20 protein-coding genes are annotated in these 21,398 nt (G+C 73.7%); 14 read left to right on the forward strand and 6 right to left on the reverse strand.

Annotated elements, in window-relative coordinates; genetic code table 11:
• Together AB7J25_RS23950 and shbA are read right to left on the reverse strand one after the other, a co-directional pair.
• Positions 1 to 224: DUF948 domain-containing protein (locus AB7J25_RS23950; protein ID WP_428512362.1), on the reverse strand; the 224-nt coding region annotated here is incomplete at its 3' end.
• 48 nt (positions 225 to 272) lie between these two features.
• A complete protein-coding gene (gene shbA, locus AB7J25_RS23955; RefSeq protein WP_428512363.1) occupies positions 273 to 923 on the reverse strand; it encodes an RNA polymerase sigma factor ShbA in 651 nt (216 codons plus the stop codon).
• Positions 924 to 1,195: 272 nt separating this feature from the next.
• Here shbA and AB7J25_RS23960 point away from each other — a divergent pair, with 272 nt between their 5' ends.
• Positions 1,196 to 1,771, forward strand: a complete 576-nt coding sequence (locus AB7J25_RS23960; protein ID WP_428512365.1) for a TetR/AcrR family transcriptional regulator — start codon at positions 1,196 to 1,198, stop codon at positions 1,769 to 1,771.
• 15 nt (positions 1,772 to 1,786) lie between these two features.
• On the opposite strand, the gene rocD is transcribed toward AB7J25_RS23960, so the two are convergent.
• Positions 1,787 to 3,034: an ornithine--oxo-acid transaminase gene (gene rocD / locus AB7J25_RS23965; protein WP_428512367.1), complete on the reverse strand. Its 1,248-nt coding sequence runs from the start codon at positions 3,032 to 3,034 to the stop codon at positions 1,787 to 1,789.
• 82 nt (positions 3,035 to 3,116) lie between these two features.
• The gene (locus AB7J25_RS23970; RefSeq protein WP_428512369.1) at positions 3,117 to 3,593 is read right to left on the reverse strand and encodes an Lrp/AsnC family transcriptional regulator; all 477 of its coding nucleotides are present in this window, start codon (positions 3,591 to 3,593) and stop codon (positions 3,117 to 3,119) included.
• 70 nt (positions 3,594 to 3,663) lie between these two features.
• On the opposite strand from AB7J25_RS23970, the gene AB7J25_RS23975 reads away from it, so the two are divergent.
• The 7 genes from AB7J25_RS23975 (at position 3,664) to AB7J25_RS24005 (ending at position 9,011) form a co-directional block, all read left to right on the forward strand.
• The gene (locus AB7J25_RS23975; protein ID WP_428512371.1) at positions 3,664 to 4,455 is read left to right on the forward strand and encodes a tryptophan 2,3-dioxygenase; all 792 of its coding nucleotides are present in this window, start codon (positions 3,664 to 3,666) and stop codon (positions 4,453 to 4,455) included.
• The gene (locus tag AB7J25_RS23980) at positions 4,452 to 5,645 is read left to right on the forward strand and encodes a kynureninase (RefSeq protein WP_428512372.1); all 1,194 of its coding nucleotides are present in this window, start codon (positions 4,452 to 4,454) and stop codon (positions 5,643 to 5,645) included. The genes AB7J25_RS23975 and AB7J25_RS23980 overlap by 4 nt, the downstream gene beginning before the upstream one ends.
• Before the next feature lie 134 nt (positions 5,646 to 5,779).
• Positions 5,780 to 6,580: an SDR family NAD(P)-dependent oxidoreductase gene (locus AB7J25_RS23985; RefSeq protein WP_428512373.1), complete on the forward strand. Its 801-nt coding sequence runs from the start codon at positions 5,780 to 5,782 to the stop codon at positions 6,578 to 6,580.
• Positions 6,577 to 7,356 carry a 5-formyltetrahydrofolate cyclo-ligase gene (locus AB7J25_RS23990; protein ID WP_428512375.1) on the forward strand — a complete coding sequence of 260 codons (780 nt, stop codon included), beginning with the start codon at positions 6,577 to 6,579 and terminating at the stop codon, positions 7,354 to 7,356. The genes AB7J25_RS23985 and AB7J25_RS23990 overlap by 4 nt, the downstream gene beginning before the upstream one ends.
• A 135-nt stretch (positions 7,357 to 7,491) precedes the next feature.
• Positions 7,492 to 8,166, forward strand: coding sequence for a TVP38/TMEM64 family protein (locus AB7J25_RS23995; protein ID WP_428512376.1), 675 nt, complete (start codon positions 7,492 to 7,494; stop codon positions 8,164 to 8,166).
• Between the two features lie 166 nt (positions 8,167 to 8,332).
• Positions 8,333 to 8,536: a cold-shock protein gene (locus tag AB7J25_RS24000; RefSeq protein ID WP_428512378.1), complete on the forward strand. Its 204-nt coding sequence runs from the start codon at positions 8,333 to 8,335 to the stop codon at positions 8,534 to 8,536.
• A 109-nt stretch (positions 8,537 to 8,645) separates the two neighbouring features.
• The gene (locus AB7J25_RS24005) at positions 8,646 to 9,011 is read left to right on the forward strand and encodes a DUF2784 domain-containing protein (RefSeq protein ID WP_428512380.1); all 366 of its coding nucleotides are present in this window, start codon (positions 8,646 to 8,648) and stop codon (positions 9,009 to 9,011) included.
• On the opposite strand, the gene AB7J25_RS24010 is transcribed toward AB7J25_RS24005, so the two are convergent.
• Positions 8,980 to 10,194 carry an adenosylmethionine--8-amino-7-oxononanoate transaminase gene (locus AB7J25_RS24010; protein ID WP_428512395.1) on the reverse strand — a complete coding sequence of 405 codons (1,215 nt, stop codon included), beginning with the start codon at positions 10,192 to 10,194 and terminating at the stop codon, positions 8,980 to 8,982. The genes AB7J25_RS24005 and AB7J25_RS24010 overlap by 32 nt on opposite strands.
• Before the next feature lie 193 nt (positions 10,195 to 10,387).
• On the opposite strand from AB7J25_RS24010, the gene AB7J25_RS24015 reads away from it, so the two are divergent.
• From AB7J25_RS24015 to AB7J25_RS24040, 6 genes are all read left to right on the forward strand, one after another.
• Positions 10,388 to 11,257: a PaaX family transcriptional regulator gene (locus AB7J25_RS24015; protein WP_428512382.1), complete on the forward strand. Its 870-nt coding sequence runs from the start codon at positions 10,388 to 10,390 to the stop codon at positions 11,255 to 11,257.
• A 12-nt stretch (positions 11,258 to 11,269) separates the two neighbouring features.
• Positions 11,270 to 12,826 (forward strand): histidine ammonia-lyase, encoded by a 1,557-nt coding sequence (gene hutH / locus AB7J25_RS24020; RefSeq protein WP_428512383.1) that lies wholly within the window; start codon positions 11,270 to 11,272, stop codon positions 12,824 to 12,826.
• A gap of 53 nt (positions 12,827 to 12,879) precedes the next feature.
• On the forward strand, positions 12,880 to 14,007 hold the full coding sequence (locus AB7J25_RS24025) for a hypothetical protein (RefSeq protein ID WP_428512385.1): 1,128 nt from the start codon (positions 12,880 to 12,882) through the stop codon (positions 14,005 to 14,007).
• A gap of 14 nt (positions 14,008 to 14,021) precedes the next feature.
• Entirely contained in the window at positions 14,022 to 15,902 is a 1,881-nt protein-coding gene (locus tag AB7J25_RS24030) for a RiPP maturation radical SAM C-methyltransferase (RefSeq protein WP_428512387.1), read from the forward strand.
• A gap of 22 nt (positions 15,903 to 15,924) precedes the next feature.
• Positions 15,925 to 16,785: a hypothetical protein gene (locus tag AB7J25_RS24035; protein WP_428512389.1), complete on the forward strand. Its 861-nt coding sequence runs from the start codon at positions 15,925 to 15,927 to the stop codon at positions 16,783 to 16,785.
• A 64-nt stretch (positions 16,786 to 16,849) separates the two neighbouring features.
• The gene (locus AB7J25_RS24040; RefSeq protein ID WP_428512391.1) at positions 16,850 to 18,007 is read left to right on the forward strand and encodes a hypothetical protein; all 1,158 of its coding nucleotides are present in this window, start codon (positions 16,850 to 16,852) and stop codon (positions 18,005 to 18,007) included.
• A gap of 4 nt (positions 18,008 to 18,011) precedes the next feature.
• Here the strand turns inward: AB7J25_RS24040 and dnaE are convergent.
• Positions 18,012 to 21,398 (reverse strand): DNA polymerase III subunit alpha (dnaE, locus tag AB7J25_RS24045; RefSeq protein WP_428512393.1); only part of this gene is annotated, 3,387 nt, incomplete at its 5' end.

Below are 21,398 nucleotides of genomic sequence, written 5' to 3' on the forward strand. Positions count from 1 at the left end.
GCGCTGGCGGTGATCCCGTCGACGCGCTCGAGCTGGGTGTTGACGTGCTCGAGCGTGTGCTGGGCGTTGTCCAGCAGCGGCGCGCTGCCCTCGTGCGCCTTGCGGAGGGCGATCGTCGCCTCGTCGAGCGTGCGGCCCAGCTTGAGCAGGGGGACGGCGAGCAACAGTACGAGGAGGACGAACGCCCCCGCGGCGATCAGCGCAGCGATCTGACCAGCCGACAAGGTGGCCTCCCGGGGTGTGCCGCGACGATGAACGTGATCGGCGCCAGGCTACTCCCCGACCACGATCCGGTACGGCCGGGCCGAGGGCGCGCCGGGAAGCGCCTCGATGATCTCGCGCAGCCGGGTGAGGGCCCGGTGCTGGGTGACGCGGACGGCGCCGGGAGTGGAGCCGACGATCACGGCGGTCTCCTCCGCGCTCAGCCGCATCACGACCCGCAGGGTGATCACCTCGCGCTGGCGGGCGCTCAGGCGGCTCACCAGGCGGCCCATCCAGTCGCCCAGCTCGACCTGCAGCATGTGGTCCTCCGGACCCTGTCCGGCGCTCGGGAGGTCCGGCAGCTCCGCGACGGGCTCGGTGCGGTTGCGCGCGATCGACCGGAAGGTGTCCGCGACCTTGTTGCTCGCGATCCCGTAGACGAAGGCGCGGAACGACCGTTCGGAGGGCTCGTAGGTGAGCAGCGCCTTGACGACGGCCACGCAGACCTCCTGCGCGACGTCCTCCGCGGAGAGCAGACCGGTCTCGTGGCGCCCGAGGCGGGCCCGGCAGTACTGCAGGGCCAGCGGATGCACCGCGGCGAGCAGCGCGTCCAGCGCGGACCCGCTACCCCCCAGCGCAGCGACCACGAGCAGGTCCAAGCCTGCCGGATCCTTGTTGGGCCCACCCTCGGGTGAGCGTGCCGCGTGCCCCAACAGTCCCATCCCCCCTCGGCCGCACGTCCTATCCTCGAGCGCAGCACCCGACCAGCGTGCGGCCCGTTGCCGGAACGACGAAACGAATCTCGTTCCCCCCGCGAGTCTTGCCACATGAGTCGTTCCGGTCACCATCTTGGGGGACGCTCCAACTCGGGAGCAAGTGCCTCTTTGTTACTCTCTGTTCAAGGATGACTGAACAGATGGTGGAGCAGCCCGGCCGTCCTCTGGACCCACGGGTCCGATCTGCCCGGACGAAGCGGGACCGGACACGAGCCGCGTTGCTGCACGCGGCCCAGACGTCCTTCGGGCTGCACGGCTGGGCCGGTACGCGCATGGAACACGTCGCCGCCACCGCCCGGGTGAGCCCCGCGACCGCGTACAACCACTTCGCCACGAAGCACGTCCTCATCGCGCACGTGGTCCGGCCGTACGTCGACACGCTCGTGGCCCATGCCCGTCAGGACGTTTCGGAGGGCCGTCCGGTTGCCCATGCCCTCACCGACCAGGTCGGGGCCCTGGCCAGCACCATGAGCCGCCACCGCATGCTGTCGGGTGCGTTCCTCGCGGCCTGCCAGGACTACGCGAGCCGCGTGAACGCCCCGCCGCGCGCCGACGACCCCCTGGATCCCCGCGCGATCGCACCGTTGTCCGAGGCGGTCCGGCTGCTGGTCGACCACGGGCAGCGCACCGGGGAGCTGCGTCCGTACCCACCCGCGGAGGACATCAGCGCGATGATCTCCACGCTCGTGCTGCTGCGCGGGATCGAGGCACCGGACGAGCCACCGGCGGAGACCACGCGGCTGATGCTCACCATCCTGTTCGGGGCGCTCTCCCCCGCACAGCTGCCCACGTAGCGGCGGCTCCCGGGGTCAGACCCGGCCGAGGTCGGTGAGAACGGCCGCGAGCGCGTCGCACGCTGCGCCGATCTCGGCCGGTGTGACGACCAGCGGCGGGGAGAACCGGATCGTCGAGCCGTGGGTGTCCTTGGCGAGCACGCCGCGGGCCGCGAGCTCCTCGCACACCTGCCGGCCCGTGGCCAGCCGGGGGTCGACGTCGATGCCGGCCCACAGGCCCGTCCCCCGGACGGCGACGACACCCGACCGTCCGGGCAGGCCCGTCAGCTCCCGCAGGCGCGCGTGCAGCAGCGCCCCGTTCTCGCGGGCCGCCCGCAGGACCTCGCCGTCGGCGAGGAGCCGCACGACCGCTCGCCCGACCGCACAGGCCAGCGGGTTGCCGCCGAACGTGCTGCCGTGCTGGCCGGGTGCGAGGACCCCGAGGACGGCCTCGTCGGCCACCACCGCGGAGACCGGGAGGATGCCCCCGCCCAGGGCCTTGCCCAGCAGGTACACGTCGGCGTCCACCCCGGCGGCGTGGGTCGCGAGGACGTGTCCGGTGCGCCCGAGGCCGGACTGCACCTCGTCGGCCACCATGAGCACGCCCGCGGCGTCGCAGACCTCGCGGACGGCGGCGAGGTAGCCGGCGGGCGGGACGAGGACCCCCGCCTCCCCCTGGATCGGCTCCAGCAGGACGGCCACGGTGTCGGGGGTGATCGCCTCCGCGACCGCGGCCGCGTCGCCGTACGGGACGACGTCGAAGCCGGGCGTGAACGGCCCGAACCCGGTGCGAGCCACCGGGTCGGTGGAGAAGCCGACGATCGTGGTCGTGCGCCCGTGGAAACCGCCGTCCATGACGACGATCCGGGCCCGGTCGACCGGCACCCCCTTGCGCTCGTAGCCCCACTTGCGCGCCACCTTGAGCCCGCTCTCGACCGCCTCGGCACCGGTGTTCATCGGCAGCACCATCTGCTTGCCGACGAGCTCGGCGAGCTCCGCGCAGAACGGGCCGAGCTGGTCGTTGCCGAAGGCGCGGCTGGTGAGCGTGACCCGGTCCAGCTGGCGGTGCGCCGCCGCGACCAGCGCGGGATGGCGGTGGCCGAAGTTGAGCGCCGAGTAGCCGGCGAGGAAGTCGAGGTAGCGCCGGCCCTCGACGTCGGTGACCCACGCGCCCTCGGCCTCGGCCACGACCACCGGCAACGGGTGGTAGTTGTGCGCGGAGTGGCGGGCCACCAGCTCCTCGTGGACGGCCGTCGGGGTCCGGGGACCGGCGGTGAGCGTCATGACTGTCACGCTAGGTACCGCACCGCCTGCCGACAATCGCGATCCATTGCCCCATCCCGACGGATCGTTGCGCGTCCGCCGCTCAACGAGCGGGATCGTTGCGCTCGGCCGAGGGTGGCTGCGCGGGCCGGCGCAGCAGCGGGGAGAGCACCAGGACGGACTTCGTCCGCGCCACGAACGGCTGCGCCCCGATCTGCTCCAGCACCCGTTCGAAGTGGCGCATGTCCGCGGCGAGGATGCGCAGCACGGCGTCCGCGTCCCCGGAGACCGTGCTCGCGTCCACCACCTCGGGGAAGCGCGCCACCGCCGCGCGGATCGCCTCCGGCGGGGTGGAGACGCGGCAGAACAGCTCCACGTAGCCCTCCACGGTCCAGCCGAGCGCCCCCGGGTCCAGCCGGGCCGTGAAGCCGGTGATCGCCCCGCCCTCGCGCAGCCGGTCGACCCGCCGCTTGACCGCCGACGCCGAGAGCCCCACCCGCGCGCCGAGGTCGGCGTAGCTGCGCCGCGCGTCCTCCACCAGCAGCGCGAGCAGGTCGGTGTCGAGCCGGTCGAGATCCATGGCGGACATGATTGCCGGGCCGGGCGCGATCCGGATACGGACCTGGCCATCGCGGGGGACACTGGGGCCCGTGCCCGAGCTCACCTACGGCGGCTACCTGCACCTCGACGAGCTGCTCGCGGCCCAGCGCCCGCGCAGCGGGCACCCCGACGAGCTGCTGTTCGTGATCGCGCACCAGACCTCGGAGCTGTGGCTGCGGCTCGTGCTCCACGAGCTGCGCCGCGCCTGTGAGGCGCTGGCCGCCGACGAGCTGCGCCCCGCCCTCAAGAACCTCGCCCGGGTCAAGCACGTGCAGCGCGTCCTCACCGACCAGTGGGCCGTGCTCGCCACTCTCACACCATCGGAGTACGCGCAGTTCCGCGCGGCGCTGGGCACGTCCTCGGGATTCCAGTCCGACCAGTACCGCGCCGTGGAGTTCGTGCTCGGCCGCAAGGACGAGGGCATGCTCGCGATGTTCGCCGCGGACCCGCGCGCCCACGACCTGCTGGCGGGCCTGCTGGACCGGCCGAGCCTCTACGACGAGTTCCTGCGCCATCTCGCCCGCCGCGGGCTTCCCGTGCCCGAGGGCGTGCTGCACCGCGACGTCCGCGAGCCGCACACGTTCACCCCGGAGCTGGTGGCGGCGTTCCGGCCGGTCTACACCGACCCGCACACCTGGTGGGACGTCTACGAGGCCTGCGAGGAGCTCGTCGACCTGGAGGAGAACTTCCAGCTGTGGCGCTTCCGCCACCTCAAGACCGTCGAGCGGACGATCGGCGCGCACCGCGGGACGGGCGGGTCCAGCGGCGCGGAGTTCCTGCGACGGGTGCTCGCGCACTCGTTCTTCCCGGAGCTGTACGCCGTGCGCTCGGAGCTCGGATGACCGGTTCCTGGCAGCGGCTCGCCGCCGAGCTCGACGCGGCCGACCCGCTGGCCCCGCTGCACGCGCGCTTCGTCACCGCGGAGGGGGTCGTCGCCTACCTCGACGGCAACTCGCTGGGCCGCCCGCTCGCCGCGGCGGCACAGCGCCTGCAGGAGTTCGTGCACGAGGACTGGGGCCGCGGTCTCATCCGTGGCTGGACCGACGGCCCCGACCCGTGGACGACGTGGCCGCAGCGGGTGGGCGACCGGGTCGCCGCTCTCGCCCTCGGCGCCGCGCCCGGGCAGACCGTCGTCGCGGACTCCACGACCGTGCTGCTCTACAAGCTGGCCCGCGCCGCGGTCGCCGCGCGGCCGGACCGCCACGAGATCGTCGTCGAGACGGGGGAGTTCCCCACGGACCGCTACGTCGCGGAGGGCGTCGCGGCCGAGACCGGTCGCACGCTGTGCTGGCGGGAGCCCGGCGCGGCCGGCCCGGCAGCGGGCCCGGACACGGCGCTCCTGCTGCAGAGCCACGTCGACTACCGCTCGGGCGCGATCGCCGACACCGCCGCGGTCACCGCGCAGGCCCACGCGGCGGGTGCGCTCGTGCTGTGGGACCTCAGCCACTCCGCGGGCGTCGTCCCGGTCGCCCTGGACTCGTGGGGCGCCGATCTCGCCGTCGGCTGCACGTACAAGTTCCTCTGCGGCGGCCCCGGCTCCCCCGCGTTCGCCTACGTCCGGCGCGACCTGCAGGAGACGCTGCGCCAGCCCGTGCAGGGCTGGATGGGGCGCCGGGACCCGTTCGCGATGGGACCGGGGTACGTCCCCGCCCCCGGGATCCGGTCGGTCGTGAGCGGCACCCCGCCGATCCTCGCGACAGTGCCCCTGCTCGCCGCTCTCGACCTGCTCGCGGAGGCCGGGCTCGACGCCGTGCGGGCCAAGTCGGTGGCGCTCACGTCGTTCGCCGTCGAGCTCGCCGACGCGCTGTTGCCCGGCGTCACCGTCGGCTCGCCCCGCGACCCGCACGCCCGCGGCGGGCACGTGCTGCTGCGCCATCCCGACGCGAAGGCCCTGGTCGCGGCACTGTGGGAGCGCGGGGTGCTGCCGGACTTCCGCGAACCGGACGGCATCCGCGTGGGTCTCGCCCCGCTGTCGACGAGCTTCGCCGAGGTCCACCGGGGGCTTTCCGTGCTCGCCGATCTGCTCGGCTGACCAGGTCGGACCGTCGAGAACGACATTGCGCTGATCAACAGGGCCTCCCGAGCTGCACAACGTCGTTCTCGACGGGGGCACCCCGGCCCCGGTGCTGACGATCGGCCTGCCGCGGTCCGTGGCAGGGTGGGCGCATGTCACCTGCCTCGTCCCCCGGGGTCGCGGTCGTCACCGGCGGAGCGCGTGGCTTCGGCCACGAGATCGCGCGCCGGCTCGTCGCCCGTGGCCACGACGTGATCGTCACCGACGTGGACGTCGACGCACTCGGGCCGGCCGCGGAGGCGATCGGCGCCACCGGGCTGGTCGCCGACGCGCGCCGCGTCGAGGACCACCGCAAGGTGGCCGCCGAGGCAGCCGGCCGGGGGCGGCTCACGGTGTGGGTGAACAACGCCGGGGTGGCCCGCGCCGGCCGCTCCTGGGAGCAGCCCGACGCGGACGTCGAGCTCACCGTCGAGGTCAACCTGCTCGGGGTCGTCCACGGCTCGCGGGTGGCCGTGGACGCGATGCGGGGGCACGGCGGGCACATCGTCAACATCGCGTCGATGTCCGGGCTCGGGCCGGTGCCGGGCCTGTCGGTGTACGCGGCCACGAAGGCGGGCGTCGTCAACTTCACGGCGAGCCTGCAGGGCGAGCTCGACCTCGCGGGCGTCCCGGTGCGGGTGCACGCGCTCTGCCCGCACGCCGCGGACACCGCTCTCGTGCGGGGCGCCCGGGACTCGGCGGACGCCGCGATCCTGTTCTCGCAGCGGGCGCTGCTCACGCCGGATGCGGTCGCCGACGCCGCCGTCGGCCTGCTGGACGGCAACCGGATCGTCCGGTCCCTGCCGGTGCACTGGGCGGCGCTCTCCCGGATCGGGGCGACGATGCCCACCACCGGGCTTCGGGTGCTGGCGGCGCTCCGCGAGCGGGGCGAGAAGCGCCGCGCGTCCGCATGAGGGTCCCGCGCCGGCACGACCACGACGCCGGCGGCGACCCCGCACTCCTCGCCGCCAAGGCCGCCCTGCGCGACGAGGTCTGGACCGCGCTCACCGAGGGCGGCGCCTCCCGCTTCCCCGGCGCGCGCCACCGGATCTCCAACTTCCGCGGGGCGGAGGCGGCCGCCGAGCGCCTCCGGGAGCTGGACGCCTGGCGGGCCGCGCGGACGGTGAAGGCGAACCCGGACTCCGCCCAGCTCCCGGTGCGGCAGCGGGCGCTGCAGGACGGCAAGACCGTCTACATGGCCGTGCCGCGGCTCGCCGAGCCCGAGCCGTTCTTCCTGCTCGACCCGAACGCGCTCGCCGATCCGCCGCGCCGCGCGGCGTCGATCGCGGGCGCCACCCGCTCGGCGAAGCGGGTCGCGGTCGCCGAGCTCGAACCCGTCGACCTCGTGGTCACCGGCTGCGTGGCCGCCGGCGTGGACGGCGCGCGCCTCGGCAAGGGCGGCGGGTTCGCGGACCTGGAGTTCGCCCTGGCCACCGCGGCCGGGCTGATCGGGCCGGGCACGCTCGTCGTCACCACGGTGCACGAGCTGCAGGTGCGCGGTCCCGGGGAGATCCCGACCGCGGCCCACGACGCCCCGCTGGACCTGGTCGTCACGCCGGAGCGCGTGATCGACTGCCGCGCGGAGCGCGGCGCGCGTCCCACGGGCGGGATCCGGTGGTCGGAACTGACGCCCGAGAAGATCGGGTCGATCCCGCTGCTGGAGCGGCTCGCACGGACGGCCCGACCATGATCGTCGAAATCGGGACATGAGCTGCGTATCCGCGGCTCATGTCCCCCTTCCGGTGATCATGGTCCGGAACCGGTCTCGGGATCGGCCGTCCGCGACGCTCGACCCCGCCCGGCGCGGGAGTCATCATCGACACCCGTGGAGACGCCAGCGGCCGGGATGCGGCGATGGACCCGCTGGGTCCGCCCTGCGCTGCTCGTCGCGCTGGTCGTCGCCGGGATCGTGCTGGTCGCGGCGGGCGAGCTGCCGCGGCTGGACGAGATGCGCGCCTGGGTCGTCGACGCCGGCTGGGCGGGGCCCGTCGTCTTCGCCCTGCTCTACGCCACGCTCTCGCTGACCCCCACACCCGCCTCGCTGCTCACGGTCGCGGCCGGCGTGCTGTTCGGGCTGCCGCTCGGGATCGCCACCGTGCTCGCCGGGGCCCTCATGGGGGCGAGCGCGGGGTTCGCGGCGGCCCGCGTGCTCGGCCGGGGCACAGTGCTGCGCTTCGCCGGCGCCCGCCTGGCCCGGCTGGACCGGTTCCTCCAGCGCCGCGGCGTCCTCGCCGTCGCCGGCGCCCGCCTGGTCCCGCTCGTGCCGTTCACGACGCTCAACCTCGCCTGCGGGCTCACCGCGCTGCGCTTCCGCGAGTACCTCCTGGGCACCGCGATCGGGATCCTGCCCTCCGTCCTCGCGTTCGTGACGATCGGCGCGTACGGCTCCGACCCCGGATCGGTGCCGTTCCTCGTCGCCGTGGGCGGGATCGTCGTGCTGGCCGCGGGGGCGGCCGTCGCCGCCCGCCGCCGCCATCGGGCGGTCGCGGACGACTCCTGAGAGCGAATGACGCGGCCCGACACCTCCGGTCGGCGCACGGCACCGCCGCCGAGCGGTCGTCTACGAGGGTCGGGTGGCGGGGATGGCACGAGGCGTGGTTCGATCTCCGGGCCGGGCGCTCGTCCGCCCGACCCTGGGCGGACACCGGCTGCATGAGGAGAAACAGATGCCCCAAGGCACGGTCAAGTGGTTCAACTCCGAGAAGGGCTTCGGGTTCATCACGCCCGACGGCGGCGGGAACGACGTCTTCGTCCACTACTCGGAGATCCAGGCCAACGGCTTCCGCACGCTCGACGAGAACCAGCGCGTCGAGTTCGAGATCGGCCAGGGGACGAAGGGCCCGCAGGCCCAGGGCGTGCGCGCGGTCTGATCCGCGGGATCGCCTCGGTGCCGTGACCTCCGGGCACGGCACCCGCCCCGAACGACGGCCCGGTTCGCCACGGCGAGCCGGGCCGCGTCGCGTCTGGGACCCTGTGGGGGTGGCCGGGCTCGCCGACCTGCTCATGGCGGTCCACTTCGCGTTCCTCGCCTACGTCGCGCTCGGCGGGTTCCTCGCGTGGTGGCGCCCCGTGCTGCTGCTCCCCCACCTCGCCGCCGCCTGCTGGGGTGCGCTCACCGTCACCGTCGGGCTGGTCTGCCCCCTCACCGAGTGGGAGGACGCGGCGCGGCGCGCCGCGGGCCAGGAGGGCCTGCCGCGCGGCTTCATCGACACCTACCTCACCGGGGTCGTCTATCCCGCGGACAACCTGCTCGCGGCGCAGCTGCTCGTCGCGGCCCTGGTGGCGGTGTCCTGGGCGGGTCTCGCCGCCCGGCTCATCCGGCGGCGGCCCGTACCGCGGCGATGATCGCGCGGACGATCACGGCGAGATCGTCGGGCGCGCAGACGTAGGGCGGCATCGTGTAGACGAGGTCGCGGAACGGGCGCAGCCACGCGCCGGCATCGACCGCGGCTCGGGTCGCGGCCGTCATGTCGACGGGCCGGTCGAGCTGTACCACCCCGATCGCGCCGCGCACCCGGACGTCGACGACCCCGGGCAGGTCCCTCGCCCCGGCGAGCCCCGCGCGCAACGCGTCGGAGATGCCGCGCACCTCGCGGCGCCAGTCGCGCTCCAGCAGCAGGCGCGTGGACGCGAGCGCCACTGAGGCGGCGAGCGGGTTGCCCATGAACGTCGGGCCGTGCATGAGCACGCCCGCCTCCCCGTCGGAGATCCCCCGGGCCACCTCCCGCGTGCAGAGCGCCGCGGCCATGGTCAGGTAGCCCCCGGTGAGCGCCTTGCCGACGCACATGACGTCCGGGCTGATCCCGGCGTGGTCGGCCGCGAAGAGCTCGCCGCTGCGCCCGAAGCCCGTGGCGATCTCGTCGAACACGAGCAGCACGTCGTGGGCCAGGCAGAGCTCGCGCAGCACGTGCAGGTAGCGCGGGTCGTGGAAGCGCATCCCACCCGCGCCCTGCACGACCGGCTCGACGATCACGGCCGCCAGCTCGTCCGCGTGCCGCTCGACCAGCTCGGCCAGCTCCGCGACGTACGCGGGCTCGAACGCCGCGGGCGGCGGCCCGGCGAACACCTGCCGCGGCAGCACGTCACGCCAGAGCGCGTGCATGCCCCCGTCGGGGTCGCAGACGCTCATCGCGGCGAACGTGTCGCCGTGGTAGCCACCGCGCCACGTCATCAAGCGGTGCTTCCCCGGGCGGCCGCGCGAGCGCTGGTACTGCAGGCACATCTTGATCGCGACCTCGACGGACACCGACCCCGAGTCCGCGAGGAACACGTGCTCCAGCGGCTCCGGGGTGATCTCGACGAGCAGCCGGGCGAGATCGACGGCCGGGCCGTGGGTGATCCCTCCGAACATGACGTGGCTCATCACGCCGAGCTGGTCGCGCACCGCGGCGTCCAGGACGGGGTGGCGGTAGCCGTGGATCGCCGCCCACCACGACGACATCCCGTCCACCAGCTCGCGGCCGTCCGCGGTGCGCAGCCGCACCCCCTCGGCGGAGGTCACCACCAGCGGGGTCGTGCGCGACGGCATCGGCGCGTACGGATGCCAGACGTGGTCGCGGTCGGCGGCGAGGAGGTCGTCGACGTCGTGCACGGTGGGTGACGCTATCCCCGCGAGCCACGCGGCATCAGGTCCACCCGCCCCGCCGGTGATCAGCCGGGCGGCCCGCCACCGTCGGGCGGTTGATCCCGCGGTGCGCGCACCCGGCTAGCCTGGACCGACCATGACCACGTCCGCGACCGAAGCCGCGATCGAGGCGGCCGAGCACCCTGCGCTGTCGCGGCGCCGCGAGCTCGGCGCGGCCAGCGCCCGGTCGCTCCTGCTCACGATCCTCGGCGAGTTCGTCCTGCCGCGCGGGGAGCCGGTCTGGACCCAGGTCCTCATCGACGTGCTCGGTCTGCTCGGGGTGGAGCAGAAGTCGGCGCGGCAGGCGCTCGCCCGCACCGCCGCGGAGGGGCTGCTCACCTCTGACCGCGAGGGTCGCCGCGTGCGGTGGTCGCTCACGGAGGCCGGGCGCCGCCTGCTCACCGACGGCGCCGCCCGCATCTACGGCTTCGGCGCCGCCGCACCACCGTGGGACGGCCGGTGGCTCGTGCTGCTCGTCAGCGTGCCGGAGTCCCGCCGCCGGCTGCGCCACCGGCTGCGCACCCGCCTGGCCTGGGCCGGTCTCGGCTCCCCCGCGCCGGGGGTGTGGCTCTCCCCCGATCCCGGCAAGCAGGCCGAGGTCGCCGACGTCGTCGAGGGCCTGGGGCTCACGTCGGTGAGCAGCTCGTTCGTCGGCCCGTTCGGCGCGATCGGCGACGAGCGCACGATCGTCGCCGAGGCCTGGGACCTCGCCGAGGTCGAGGAGGCCTACGAGGACTTCCTCGCCACCTTCTCGGGCGCCGCCCCCGCCGACGCCGCGGACGTCCTCACCCACCAGATCCTGCTCGTCCACGCGTGGCGGCGGTTCCCGTTCCTCGACCCGAAGCTTCCCGCCGAGCTGCTGCCGACGCGGTGGGCGGGCACCCGGGCGGCCGAGCTGTTCGACGCCCTGCACTCCCGGTGGCAGCGCACCGCCCGCAGGCACTGGCAGCGGCTCGTCGCCGGGTAGTCCCATGAGGGGATGAGCTTCGACGTAGGCACACTCCCGGTGACGGTCGGCGACGGGCCGTTGACGTTCGCGGACGTGCGCGCCGTCGCGCGTGACGGCGCACCTGTCGCGCTCAGCGCCACTGCCGACGCCGCGATCGCCCGCAGCCGCCGCGTGATCGACGCGCTGGCCGCCGACGACCGGCCGCACTACGGCGTGTCCACCGGCTTCGGCGCCCTCGCCACCCGGCACATCCCCGTCGAGCACCGGGCGCGGCTGCAGCGCAACGTGGTGCGCTCCCACGCCGCGGGCAGCGGCACCGACGTGGAGCGCGAGGTCGTCCGGGCGACGATGCTCCTGCGGCTCGCGACGATCGCCACCGGGCACACCGGCGTCCGCCCGGAGACGGCCCGGGCGCTCGCGGGGCTGCTCCGCGCCGGCATCACCCCCGTCGTGCCCGAGTACGGGTCGCTGGGCTGCTCGGGCGACCTCGCCCCACTCGCCGCGTGCGCGCTCACGCTGATCGGGGAAGGCGAGGTGCACGACCCCGGCGGGGCGCGCCGCCCGGCCGCCGAGGCCCTCGCCCGCGCGGGGCTCGCCCCGGTGACGCTGCACGAGAAGGAGGGCCTCGCCCTCATCAACGGCACCGATGGCATGCTCGGCATGCTCGTGCTCGCCTGCCTGGACCTGCGCGAGCTCCTGCGGGTCGCCGACGTGACCGCCGCCGCGAGCGTCGAGGCCCTGCTCGGCACGGACGCCGCGTTCGCCGCGGATCTCATGGCGCTGCGGCCCCACCCCGGCCAGGCCGACAGCGCAGCCAACCTGCGCGCGCTGCTCGCCGGTTCCGCGATCATGGCCAGCCATCGGACGCCGGACTGCACCCGGGTCCAGGACGCGTACTCGCTGCGGTGCGCACCGCAGGTGCACGGCGCGGCGCGCGACACCCTCGCCCACGCCGAGGCGGTGGCGACCCGGGAGCTGGCCGCGGCCGTCGACAACCCCGTCGTCACCACCGACGGGCGCGTCGAGAGCAACGGCAACTTCCACGGCGCCCCGGTCGGCTACGTCCTGGACTTCCTCGCGATCGCGGTCGCCGACGTCGCCTCGGTCGCCGAGCGACGCACCGACCGCTTCCTCGACGTCGCCCGCAGCCACGGTCTGCCCGCGTTCCTCGCCGAGGATCCCGGCATCGACTCCGGGTACATGATCGCCCAGTACACACAGGCGGCGATCGTCTCGGAGCTCAAGCGGTTGGCCGTCCCCGCGTCGGTGGACTCGATCCCGTCCAGCGCGATGCAGGAGGACCACGTGTCGATGGGCTGGTCGGCGGGCCGCAAGCTGCGGCGCGCGCTGGACGGCCTGCGCCGGGTCCTCGCGATCGAGCTGCTCACCGCGGTCCGCGGGCTGGACCTGCGGGCCCCGCTCGACCCGGCGCGGGGCACCGGCGCCGTCCGGGACCTCCTGCGCCGCCACGTTCCCGGCCCCGGGCCGGACCGCCATCTCGCCGCCGAGATCGACGCCGCCGTCCAGCTCGTGGCGTCGGGGGCGGTCCCGGCCGCCGCCGAGGCGGTAATGGGCCCCCTTCGCTGAGCGGGCGGGTTTCCCCGATACCGGCTCACCGGGACCCCTGGCACGGTCGCCAGGTGCAGCGGTGGGTCGTGCTCGGGATCGGCGGCGTGATCGCCCTGGCGTTCGCCGCGGTGCTGGCCACCACGGGGGTGCGGGCCCTCGAGCGGGCGGACGTTCCGGCCTGCACCGGCGCCGCCCGCCTCGACCTGCCCTGCCACGTGCGCCGCTACGACGTCCTCGCCCGCACGCAGGGGCCGCGGGTCGCCCTCGCCGAGCTGAAGGCCGCCCGCGACGGCGACGGCTACGTACGCACGGCCTGCCACCAGCTCGCCCACGTCGTCGGCAGGGCCGCGGGGGAGCAACGCGCGCTCGCCGACGCCTTCGCCGACGGTCCGGCCGACGGCGGGTCCCTCTGCTCGGGCGGCTACTTCCACGGCGTCGTCGAGTCGGCGATGGCCCGGCTCGGCGCGGACCCGATCCGGGACCGGGCCCGCGAGGTCTGCGCGCCGCTGCGCGACACCGCCCCGCGCGCGCCGCTGCACTACTACTGCGCCCACGGCACGGGCCACGGGTTCATGGCCCTGTACGCCTCGGACGTCCACGCCGCCCTCGCCGGCTGCGACCTGCTCGAACCCTGGGAAGCGGGGCACTGCGCAGGCGGGGTGTTCATGGAGAACCTCACGGCGGTGCACAACCCGCAGCGCCCGTCACGGTTCGTCCGCCCCGACGACCCGCTCTACCCGTGCGCGGAGGTCGCCGCCCGGTACCGCACCGAGTGCTACGACAAGCAGACCTCGTACGCGATGTACCTCGCCGACGACGACGTGACGACGGTGTTCGCGGAGTGCGTCGCCCTGCCCGACACCCCTGGTGCCGACCGGACGGCCTGCGTGCGCGGGCTCGGTGGGAAGATCGCGATCCTCGCGAACAAGTTCGTCACCGGCCGCGACGCGGTCGCCGTCGCGACGCGGTCGATGTGCCTGCTCGGGCCGGACGCCGCCACGCGCACGGACTGCGTGATCGGCTCCGTCACCGCACACGTCCGCGACCACAGCGGCGTCGCCGAGGCCGAGGCGCTCTGCGCCGCCCTGCGCGCCGATCCCGGCCCGCTCGCCGCCGTCTGCGACGTCGCGGTGCGTGACGCCGTCGCCACCTGGGGCCTGCTGGCAGCCCAGCCCGTCCAGCCCGCTCACCCGCACTGACGCCGAGGAGCGCCGTGACCGTCCTGCTGCCCGACCCGGTCCCCCGCACGGACCGGTCCGACCTGCCGGTCGCACTGGTCTCGATGCCGTTCATGACGCACTTCCGCCCGTCGATACAGATCGGCCTGCTCGCGGCGATCGCGCGCGAGCAGGGCTTCGACGTCTCGACCGTGCACGCCTACCTCGACTTCGCCGCGCAGGTGGGGCGGGAGACCTACGAGGTGCTGCGCGAGGCCCGGCAGGGGCTGCGGCTGGGCGACTGGCTGTTCTCCCGGGAGGCCTTCGGCGACGACGCGCCCGACCACGGCACGAAGCTGCTGGACAACCACCCGGCCGACGCCGAGGCCTTCCTCGCCGGGTTCGGCCCGGCGGAGCAGCTGGTGGAGCTGCGGGAGATCGGCGTCCCGGCGTTCCTCGACCGGATCGTCGCGGAGGGAGACTGGGGCCGCTTCGCGGTCGTCGGGTTCTCCTGCACCTTCGAGCAGAACACCGCCTCCTTCGCGCTGGCCCGGCGGATCAAGCAGCGGTGGCCGCACGTCGTCACGCTGTTCGGCGGGGCGAACTTCGACGGCGAGATGGGCGCGGAGCTGGTCCGGACCGTCGACTGCGTCGACTTCGCCGTCGTCGGCGAGGCTGACGTCGCGTTCCCGGCGTTCCTCACCGCGCTGCACGAGAACCGCGACCCGGCCACGGTCCCCGGCGTCACCTGTCGCCGCGACGGCGAGGTGCTCGATCCCCGCCGCGCCCCGCTCTTCCGTGGCCTCGACGCGCTGCCCTTCCCCGACTACGACGAGTACTTCGCCCGCGCGGGGCGGCACGGCCTGTTCGCCGACGGGCAGGAGCCGCGCCCCGAGATCCTCGTCGAGAGCTCCCGCGGGTGCTGGTGGGGCCAGAAGCACCACTGCACCTTCTGTGGCCTCAACGCCACCGGCATGGCGTACCGGGCCAAGTCGGCGGACCGGGTCCGTGCCGACCTCGACCAGGCCGCCGCCCGCTACCCGTCCCGGCGCTTCTTCGCCGTCGACGCGATCATGGACATGGCCTACCTCAAGGACCTGCTCCCCGGGCTGGCTGCGGACGGCGCCCCCTACGAGCTCTTCTACGAGGTCAAGTCCAACCTCACCCGCGCACAGATCAGGCTGATGCGCGACGCGGGCATGGGCAACATCCAGCCCGGCATCGAGTCGCTGTCCACCCACGTGCTGGGGCTGATGCGCAAGGGCGTCACCGGCATCCAGAACGTCAACACGATCCGCTGGGCCACCCACTACGGCCTCGACGTCACGTGGAACATCCTGTGCGGGTTCCCCGGCGAGACCCGGGAGGACTACTACGGGCAGGAACGGCTGCTGGACCTCCTGCACCACCTGCCCCCGCCGGGCGGGACGGGCCGGCTGCGGATGGACCGCTACAGCCCGCTCTTCGACGACCGGGAGTCCTTCGGCGTGCGCCGCGTCGCGCCGATGGCCGCCTACGGCCACGTCTACCCCGAGGGTGTCGACCTGTGGAAGGTGGCCTACGCCTTCGACCACGAGTTCACCGGTGGCCTGCCCGACTCCGCGTTCGAGGGCGTGCAGCGCGCCGCTTCGCGGTGGCGGGCCGCGTGGCGGGGGCTGCGCCGGCCGACGCTGACCTACCGACGCGTCCCCGACGGCCTGTCGGTCGCCGATTTCCGCGACCCCACCGCCCCGGTCGAGTTCACCCTCGCCGAGCCGCTGGCGTCGGCCTACGAGGCCTTCAGTGACCGGCCGACCACCGCCGCGAAGGTCGCCGCCGCCCTCGCGCTCGATCCCGCCGAGCTGGATGAGGCCATGGATGGCCTGTGCGCCGACGGCCTCGCGATGCGCGAGGGCCGCCAGTACCTCTGCCTCGCACTGCCTGCCGAACCCGACTGACCCCGAGAGAGGAACGATCACCATGCCCACCCGTCCCCACGAGCAGCCCGGCGATCCGCCCCGCGGCTCCCTCTACCGGCGCACCGTCTCGCGGCGGGCCATGCTGCTGTCCACCGGCGGCGCGGTCGCCGCGCTGGGCACCGCCGGGTGCGCGAGCGGGTCCGACACGGCTGGGACGGCCGCCACGACCCCGGCGAAGCCGCCCACCGACGTCTACTTCGGCTACGTCTTCGGCCGCCCGGAGATCACCGCTGTCGCGTTCGACGTCGACCCGCCCGCCGCCGACGGCGCCCGCACGCTGCGCGCGTACGTCTGCGACGGGCTCGGGATCCCGGTGGGACTCGCGCTGTGGTTCACCGGCACGGTCGACCCGGCGCAGACCGAGGGCCTGAACACGGTCGTCCCGCTGCCGTCCGCGTCGGGCGAGGAGACCCTGGAGATCGGCAACTTCACCGACTACGAGATCCGGGGCACATTCATCGACTCGACGGGCGGCCGGTTCCGCTACATGTCCAATCCCGCCACCGCCGGAGCGGGCATCTACCAGGTCACCGTGACTCCCGACCTGACCTACTCGGGGACCTCCACCGCAGGCGACGAGCTGGCGGGCAAGCTCCGCGACGGCGTGCTCACCGGCACGCTGACCACCTGGGACGGCAAGCAGATCCCGCTCCTGCAGGAGGTGCTCGCGCTGGCGACCCCCGCCCGGCTCGCCGCGTTCGGCAACACGGGCGCGGCCCGCGAGTGGGCGGCCAACAGCGCCGTGCCCGGCGAGTACGTCGCCGTGCTCTCCCCCGGTGGCACAGCGGCATTCGGGCGCAGCGGCAACGTCCGCAAGGGCTCGCCGGGCGGCGACATCATCGGCCTGGACAAGGCGGACTGAACCGGTGCCCGCGGACCGGCCGCCCGGCGGGACCGGTGCCCGCCGGCGCCGGCACCGGCGGCTCGTGCCCGTGCTGCTCGCCGCTGCTGTCGTCGGCGCTGTCGTCGGCGCTGTCGTCGGTGCGGCAGGTGTGCTGGGCGGCGCGCGGGTGGCGGGCACGCCGCCGCTCGGCGGCCACGGCGTCGATGGCGGTCACGGCGTCGATGGCGGTCACGGCGTCGATGGCGGCCACGGCGTCGATGGCGGCCACGGACCCGCCGCCGCCTGCACCGGCGCCGCCGTCCTCGACCCGGTCTGCCGGATGGGCGAGTACACCGCGCTCGCGCAGCAGGCAGGGGTGGGGTTGGCGCTGGCTCGGCTCGACGCCGACCGGCGAACCGACGGGGTGCTGCGGGGCGCCTGCCACGAGATCGTCCATCACCTCGGGTACGCCGAGGGCGAGCGGCTCGGCGCGGTGGCGCCGGCGTACGCGCGGGGCAGTGCGCTGTGCTCGGGCGGCTACTACCACGGCGCGACCGAGGCGGTGATGGTCCGCGCGGGTCCGACGACGGCGGACGGGGTGTGCGACGAGGTCGCCGCGGCCTCGCCCCGCTCATTGCCGCACCTGTGGTGTGCCCACGGCATGGGCCACGGGTACCTGGTGCTCAGCGGCGGGGACGTCCTCGCGGCCCTGGCGGGCTGCGACCGCCACACCGCCTGGGAAGCCGACCACTGCCACGGCGGCGTGTTCATGGAGAACGTCGCCGCCGGGCTCAGCGCCCCCGGCGGCACCGCCTGGTTGCGGCCCGGCGACCTCCTCCACCCCTGCCCCGCGCTGCCCGAGAGGTACAAGGACCGCTGCTACGACAAGCAGACCGCCTACGCCTTCTACCTCCACGACGGCGACCCCGGGCCGGTGTTCGCGCTGTGCGCCGCCGCGCCGGACGTCGCCCACCGGCCCGCCTGCCACCGCGGGATCGGCGACCGGGCCGTGGTGCGCAGCGAGAAACTCCTGATCACCGAGCAGGACAAGGCCGACGCTGTCGCGGCGCTGTGCGCGCTCGGACCCGATCCCGCCGCACGGGCGGAGTGCGTCGACGGCGCGGTCGCCACGATCGTGCGCCACGGCATCGGCGACTCCGTTGCGGACCACCTGTGCGCGGGCCTCGCCGGATCCGCCGACCGGGAGCGCTGCGCGGCGGAGCGTTCCGCCCGCATCGCCGAGTACCGCGGGAGCCCGTGACGCGTCAGCCCAGGCAGCCCGGCCCGAGCAGCGCCTTGAGGTCGCCCATGAGCGACGGCGAGTGGGCGACCCGGAACCCGTCGGCCAACCGCAGCGGGGTGGTGCGCGTCGGACCCACCAGCGACAGGTGCACCTCGGAGCTCCCCGGGTGGTTGGACAGCACCTCCCGCAGCCGCGAGACCCGTTCGGGGGTGACCATCTCCGTGCGGATGCTCACCTTCACCGGCGCCGCCGCGCCGTCACCGGTGGACAGGTCCGGCACCGCGAGGTCGTTGACGATCAGTGACACCCGGTCATCCCGGCGGCTCACCCGGGCCTTGAGCAGCACGATCGCGTCCTCGGCCACGTCCATGCCGACGACCTGGTAGCAGCGCGGGAAGAACAGCACCTCGATGCCGCCCGCGAGATCCTCCAGCTGCGCCGACGCCCACGGCTCGCCGTTCTTGTTCACCCGCCGGTTCACCCCGGCGAGGATCCCGCCGACGGTGACCTGCGCGCCGTCGGCGAGGTCGCCCTCCAGGATCGTGGGGATCGCGGTGTCCGCCTTGGCGGCGAGCACGTGCTCCACCCCGTGCAGAGGGTGGCCCGAGACGTAGAGGCCGAGCATCTCCCGCTCGACGGCCAGCCGGTGCTTGGTGTCCCACTCGTCGTCGGGGACCTGGGTGTCGAACACGCCCGCGAAGGCGTCGTCGGTGTCCGCCGAGCCGTCCATCGACCCGAACAGGTCGAACTGCCCCATCGACGCGGCCTTCTTCGTGCTCATCACCGCGTCGATCGCCTCAGCGTGCACGAGCAGCAGCCCCTTACGGGGGTGGCCGAGCGAGTCGAACGCACCGGCCTTGATCAGCGACTCCACGACCTTCTTGTTGCAGACCACCGCGTCGACCTTGCGCAGGAAGTCCGAGAAGTCGGTGAACGCGCCCTTCTCGCGGCGGGCCGCGACGATCGACTCGATGACACCCTCGCCGACGTTGCGGATGCCGCCCAGGCCGAACCGGATGTCCTCGCCGACCGGGGAGAAGTTGCGCACCGAGTCGTTGACGTCCGGCGGGAGCACCTTGAGCCCCATCCGGCGGCACTCCGACAGGTAGACCGCGGCCTTGTCCTTGTCGTCGCGCACGGACGTGAGCACCGCGGCCATGTACTCGGCCGGGTAGTTCGCCTTGAGGTAGGCCGTCCAGTAGGAGACGACGCCGTAGGCCGCGGAGTGCGCGCGGTTGAACGCGTAGTCCGAGAACGGCAGCAGGATGTCCCACAGCGTCTTCACCGCGTCCGCGGAGTAGCCGTGGTCCTTCATCCCGTCGGCGAAACCCTCGTACTCCTTGTCGAGGATCTCCTTCTTCTTCTTGCCCATCGCACGGCGCAGCAGATCCGCCTTGCCGAGCGAGTAGCCCGCGAGCTTCTGGGCGATCGCCATGACCTGTTCCTGGTAGACGATCAGGCCGTACGTCTCACCGAGGATGTCGCGCAACGGCTCGGCCAGCTCCGGGTGGATCGGCTTCACCTCTTGCCGGCCGTTCTTGCGGTCGGCGTAGTCGTTGTGCGCGTTGGCGCCCATCGGACCCGGCCGGTAGAGCGCGCCGACGGCGGAGATGTCGTCGAACTCGGTGGGGGCCATGCGGCGCAGCAGGTCGCGCATCGGGCCGCCGTCCAGCTGGAACACTCCGAGGGTGTCGCCGCGGGCGAGCAGCTCGTAGGTCGCGGGGTCGTCGAGCGCGACCTTCTCGATCTCCAGCCGGGGCTTGCCGTTCCGCTCGATGTTCTCCAGGGCGTCGTCGATGATCGTGAGGTTGCGCAGGCCGAGGAAGTCCATCTTCAGCAGCCCGAGCGTCTCGCAGGCGCCCATGTCGAACTGCGTGATGATCGCGCCGTCCGCCTCGCGGCGCTGGATCGGGATGACGTCGATGAGGGGGGTGCTCGACATGATCACGCCCGCGGCGTGCACGCCCCACTGCCGCTTGAGCCCCTCCAGCCCCCGCGCGGTGTCGATGATCTCCTTGACCTGGGCGTCGCTCTCGTAGAGCGCCCGCACCTCGGCGGCCTCGGAGTAGCGCTTGTGGGCGGGGTCGAAGATCCCCGACAGCGGGATGTCCTTGCCCATGACGGCGGGCGGCATCGCCTTGGAGATCCGGTCCGCCACGGCGTAGCCGGGCTGGCCGAACAGCACCCGCGCCGAGTCCTTGATCGCGGCCTTCGCCTTGATCGTGGAGTACGTGATGATCTGCGCGATCCGGTCCTCGCCGTACTTCTCCGTGACGTAGCGGATCATCTCGCCGCGCCTGCGCTCGTCGAAGTCCATGTCGATGTCGGGCATCGACACGCGCTCGGGGTTGAGGAACCGCTCGAAGATCAGCTTGTGTTCGATCGGGTCGAGGTCGGTGATGCCCAGGACGTACGCGACGAGCGAGCCCGCCGCCGAGCCGCGGCCCGGCCCGACCCGGATGCCGACCTCGCGCGCGTGCGAGATCAGGTCGGCCGTGACCAGGAAGTAGCCCGGGTAGCCCATCTGGCAGATGACGCCGACCTCGAACTCCGCCTGCGTGCGGTAGCGGTCGGTGACCCCGTTCGGGAACCGCCGGTGCAGGCCCCGCTCGACCTCCTTGACCAGCCAGGACTCCTCCGACTCGCCCTCCGGGACGGGGGCGCGGGGCATGAGGTCCTGGCCCTCGGTGAAACCGACGTCCACCCGCTCGGCGATGAGCAGCGTGTTGTCGCACGCCTCGGGGAACTCGCCGTCCCACTGGGACCGCATCTCCTGCGGGGACTTGAGGTAGAAGTCCTGCGCGTCGAACTTGAACCGGTTCGGGTCGGCGAGCGTCTTGCCGGTCTGCACGCAGAGCAGCACCTCGTGCGGCTTGGCGTCCTCGGCGTAGGTGTAGTGCAGGTCGTTCGTGGCGATGCCCGGCAGGTCGAGACGCTTCTTCAGCTCGAACAGGTCCTTTTGGACCTGCTTCTCGATCGCGATGCCGTGGTCCATCAGCTCGCAGAAGAAGTTGTCCCGCCCGAAGATGTCGCGGTAGTCGCTCGCGGCCTGGCAGGCGTCCTCGAAGCGGTGCTGCTGGAGCAGCCGCTGGACCTCGCCTGACGGGCAGCCGGTGGTGGCGATGATCCCCTTGCCGTAGGTCTCCAGCAGCTCGCGGTCCATGCGCGGCTTGTAGTAGTAGCCCTCCAGGCTCGCCAGCGACGAGAGCCGGAAGAGGTTGTGCATGCCCTCGGTGTTCTCCGCGAGCAGCGTCATGTGCGTGTACATCTCGCCGGGGTTGTCGTCGCTCACGACCTGCCCGCCCAGCGTGGCGCGCTTGCGCTCGTGCCGCGAGCCCGGGGAGAGGTAGCCCTCCATGCCGATGATCGGCTTCACGCCGTGGGCCTTGGCCTTGCGCCAGAACTCGTA

It is taken from the genome of Pseudonocardia sp. (genome assembly GCF_050246655.1).
GTDB lineage: Bacteria > Actinomycetota > Actinomycetes > Mycobacteriales > Pseudonocardiaceae > Pseudonocardia.

Excerpts from the sequence above, each read along its gene's own strand:
- AB7J25_RS23985 (WP_428512373.1), top strand. The coding sequence starts at position 5,780 with ATGTCACCTGCCTCGTCCCCCGGGGTCGCGGTCGTCACCGGCGGAGCG.
- shbA (WP_428512363.1), bottom strand. The coding sequence starts at position 923 with ATGGGACTGTTGGGGCACGCGGCACGCTCACCCGAGGGTGGGCCCAAC.
- AB7J25_RS24000 (WP_428512378.1), top strand. The coding sequence starts at position 8,333 with ATGCCCCAAGGCACGGTCAAGTGGTTCAACTCCGAGAAGGGCTTCGGG.
- AB7J25_RS24015 (WP_428512382.1), top strand. The coding sequence starts at position 10,388 with ATGACCACGTCCGCGACCGAAGCCGCGATCGAGGCGGCCGAGCACCCT.
- AB7J25_RS23980 (WP_428512372.1), top strand. The coding sequence starts at position 4,452 with ATGACCGGTTCCTGGCAGCGGCTCGCCGCCGAGCTCGACGCGGCCGAC.
- AB7J25_RS23970 (WP_428512369.1), bottom strand. The coding sequence starts at position 3,593 with ATGGATCTCGACCGGCTCGACACCGACCTGCTCGCGCTGCTGGTGGAG.
- AB7J25_RS24035 (WP_428512389.1), top strand. The coding sequence starts at position 15,925 with ATGCCCACCCGTCCCCACGAGCAGCCCGGCGATCCGCCCCGCGGCTCC.
- rocD (WP_428512367.1), bottom strand. The coding sequence starts at position 3,034 with ATGACGCTCACCGCCGGTCCCCGGACCCCGACGGCCGTCCACGAGGAG.
- AB7J25_RS24010 (WP_428512395.1), bottom strand. The coding sequence starts at position 10,194 with ATGCCGTCGCGCACGACCCCGCTGGTGGTGACCTCCGCCGAGGGGGTG.
- AB7J25_RS23990 (WP_428512375.1), top strand. The coding sequence starts at position 6,577 with ATGAGGGTCCCGCGCCGGCACGACCACGACGCCGGCGGCGACCCCGCA.
- hutH (WP_428512383.1), top strand. The coding sequence starts at position 11,270 with ATGAGCTTCGACGTAGGCACACTCCCGGTGACGGTCGGCGACGGGCCG.